Origin of the sequence: Aetokthonos hydrillicola CCALA 1050, assembly GCF_017591665.1 — a bacterium.
Taxonomy (GTDB): domain Bacteria; phylum Cyanobacteriota; class Cyanobacteriia; order Cyanobacteriales; family Nostocaceae; genus Aetokthonos; species Aetokthonos hydrillicola.
Map to the genome: position 1 here is coordinate 1 of NZ_JAAKGC010000398.1, position 1,356 is coordinate 1,356.

The 1,356-nt window shown below is 41.7% G+C and carries 1 protein-coding gene and 1 pseudogene; one reads left to right on the plus strand and one right to left on the minus strand.

All coding sequences use genetic code 11. The annotated features are described in order from the left end of the window. A partial coding sequence (locus G4P69_RS38290) for a glycosyltransferase family 4 protein (RefSeq protein WP_208355204.1) occupies positions 1-968 on the plus strand: 968 nt, incomplete at its 5' end. 60 nt (positions 969-1,028) lie between these two features. Here the strand turns inward: G4P69_RS38290 and G4P69_RS38295 are convergent. Continuing rightward, positions 1,029-1,356 (minus strand): annotated as a pseudogene (locus G4P69_RS38295) (SHNi-TPR domain-containing protein); the annotation flags it as partial.

Sequence of the window (1,356 nt, forward strand, 5' to 3'; positions counted from 1 at the left end):
ATACAAAGCTATTAGAGAAGTTCCAACCAGACGTTATCGTTGTTGAGGAAGCAGCGCAAATGAGAGGAATTTACTCTCTTTTTCTACAAGGGTACGGTCGTCCTATTGCTGTTGAGTATGCAAAACGAACAGGTACTCCAACTGTTTCTCTTTTCCATACTGATATTGTTGCATACGTTAAATATTATTTAGGGGAGCGCGTTTTTAAGTTTATTCGTCCCATCATCCCCACTTTAGTTAAGCAATTCAGTGAACTGTACGATGTGAGTTTCTTTTGTTCGAAAGCGCAGCTTGATAAGTACACACAGATGAAATGTCAGCGCAGTGAGTATGTTCCATATCAAGGAGTCGATTGTCAAAAATTTGATCCAGCAAATATCTGTTATGATCCTATTCCCAACGATAACCGACCAACACTCCTTTTTGTCGGACGTATTACTGCTGAAAAGAATGTCGCTCAACTTATAGATTCGTATCCAATGATCGCTGCTAAAATTCCAGATGTCCATATGGTCATTATCGGTAGTGGTCCTATGGATGAAGAGATCCGTCAGCGTGCTCAAAAGTATAGATCTGGTATCACCATTTGGGGTGAGTCCCACGGAACAGAACTTTTAGGCTGGTTTGCTCGCGCAGATGTATTTGTAAACCCTTCGGATACAGAAAACTTCTGCACAACAAATAACGAAGCACTTGCTTCTGGAACACCTGTTGTTGCTGTGCTCGCACCGTCAACAGCTGAGCAGGTTATTCCTGGTCGGAATGGCTTTTTAGCAGAACCAAACAACCCAACGGATTTTGCTAACAAGGTGATTGCAATTCTAGAGAATCCTGAGCTTAAGGAAGAAATGTCTCATCAGGCTCGTCTCTTAGTACTTGAATATGATTGGGCAGTATGTTCACAAAAATTTGAAAGCAAGCTTTATGAGATTGTTCGTGGGAAGAAGGTAGAACCAACGCTTGTGTAATGGTTTGTAGTTGCGCTAGGCGGGCGAAGACCGCGCAACTACGAACCTATTCGTGCTAATCTACCTAATTGTTGTATTTGCCGAGACTTTTTGTATCTGCTGATTAAAATACGCTTCGTTATACTTCAATTGTTGTGCGTATTCCAAGCCTTTTCGGAAAGCTTCTAGTGCTTGCGGATAGTTTTTCTGTTCCAATTGTATCTGTCCTATTTGGTCGTAGGCATTCATCAACCCGTAAAAGTTCTGAGCTTGTTCTTCAGCCTGTAATAAAATTTCGCCAGTTTGTAAAGCGTCTTCGGTTTGTCCTTGGGAACGGTATAACGCAATTAACTTCTGCAAAGCTTCACTTGCACGTACGTACTGCTCTGATTGCCAAGCAATGGTATAT